The following is a 1,635-nucleotide window of genomic DNA, read 5'->3' as shown; positions in this document are numbered from 1 at the left end:
TCCTGTCGAAGAAGCGGGCGCAGTACGAGCGCGCCTGGGGCGACGTCGAGAAGATCAAGGAGTCCGACGGCGTCGTGACCGGCACGGTCATCGAGGTCGTCAAGGGCGGTCTGATCGTCGACATCGGCCTCCGCGGCTTCCTCCCGGCCTCGCTCATCGAGCTGCGCCGCGTCCGCGACCTCACGCCGTACCTCGGTCAGGAGCTCGAGGCGAAGATCCTCGAGCTCGACAAGAACCGCAACAACGTGGTCCTCTCGCGCCGCGCCCTGCTCGAGCAGACGCAGTCCGAGTCGCGCACCACGTTCCTCAACAACCTCCACAAGGGCCAGGTCCGCAAGGGCGTCGTCTCCTCGATCGTCAACTTCGGTGCGTTCGTGGACCTCGGCGGCGTCGACGGTCTCGTCCACGTCTCGGAGCTCAGCTGGAAGCACATCGAGCACGCCAGCGAGGTCGTCGAGGTCGGCCAGGAGGTCACCGTCGAGATCCTCGAGGTCGACCTGGACCGCGAGCGTGTCTCCCTGTCGCTCAAGGCGACGCAGGAAGACCCGTGGCAGGTCTTCGCCCGCACCCACGCGATCGGCCAGATCGCACCGGGCAAGGTCACCAAGCTCGTGCCGTTCGGTGCGTTCGTCCGCGTGGCCGACGGCATCGAGGGCCTCGTGCACATCTCGGAGCTGTCGAACAAGCACGTCGAGCTCGCCGAGCAGGTCGTGTCGGTCGGCGACGAGGTCTTCGTCAAGATCATCGACATCGACCTCGACCGTCGTCGCATCTCGCTCAGCCTCAAGCAGGCGAACGAGGGCGTGGACCCGGAGGGCACCGAGTTCGACCCGGCGCTCTACGGCATGCCGACCGAGTACGACGAGCAGGGCAACTACAAGTACCCGGACGGCTTCGACCCGGAGACGAACGAGTGGCTCGAGGGCTTCGACGCCCAGCGCACCGAGTGGGAGGCGCAGTACGCCGCCGCCCAGTCGCGCTGGGAGGCCCACAAGGCCCAGGTCGCGAAGACGATCGCCGACGAGGCGCAGGGTGGCTTCGACCTCCCGGCCAGCGCGTCGTCCTCGTCGTCCTCCACGTTCTCGAGCGAGTCGAACGGTGCGGGCACCCTCGCCGACGACGCCTCGCTCGCGGCGCTCCGCGAGAAGCTCAGCTCGAACAACTGATCGAGCGGCAGACCGCGACCGGAAGCCCGGTACTCCCTCAGCGGGGAGTGCCGGGCTTCCGGCGTTCCACGAGCCGATCCCGTTAGCCTGGACGTCGTGCGCATCATCGGTCTCACGGGTGGCATCGCCGCCGGCAAGTCCACGGTCTCCGCCCGCTGGGCCGACCACGGGGCCGTCGTGGTCGATGCCGACCGGCTGGCCCGGCAAGCGGTGGCTCCCGGCAGCCCCGGGCTGGCCCAGGTCGCGGCGCGGTTCGGACCGAGCGTCATCGCGCCGGACGGGTCGCTGGACCGACCCGCCCTCGGAGCCGTCGTGTTCGCCGACCCGGACGCGCGGAAGGCGCTGGAGGGCATCACCCACCCGGAGGTCTGGCGGCTCGCGCAGCAGGCGTTCGACGCCGCCGAGGCAGCCGACCCCGACGCCGTGGTGGTGTACGACGTCCCGCTCCTCGCCGAGGCTGCCGGCGCGC

The 1,635-nt window shown here is 69.8% G+C and carries 2 protein-coding genes; both read left to right on the top strand.

Translation table 11 applies throughout. The features are described from left to right. A partial coding sequence (rpsA, locus tag I59_RS06220; protein ID WP_031273104.1) for a 30S ribosomal protein S1 occupies positions 1-1,166 on the top strand: 1,166 nt, incomplete at its 5' end. 96 nt (positions 1,167-1,262) lie between these two features. After that, a partial coding sequence (gene coaE / locus I59_RS06215; protein WP_022903123.1) for a dephospho-CoA kinase occupies positions 1,263-1,635 on the top strand: 373 nt, incomplete at its 3' end.

The organism is Curtobacterium sp. B8, assembly GCF_000333315.1.
Taxonomy (GTDB): domain Bacteria; phylum Actinomycetota; class Actinomycetes; order Actinomycetales; family Microbacteriaceae; genus Curtobacterium; species Curtobacterium luteum.
This window is presented reverse-complemented; position numbering and strand designations above follow the sequence as displayed.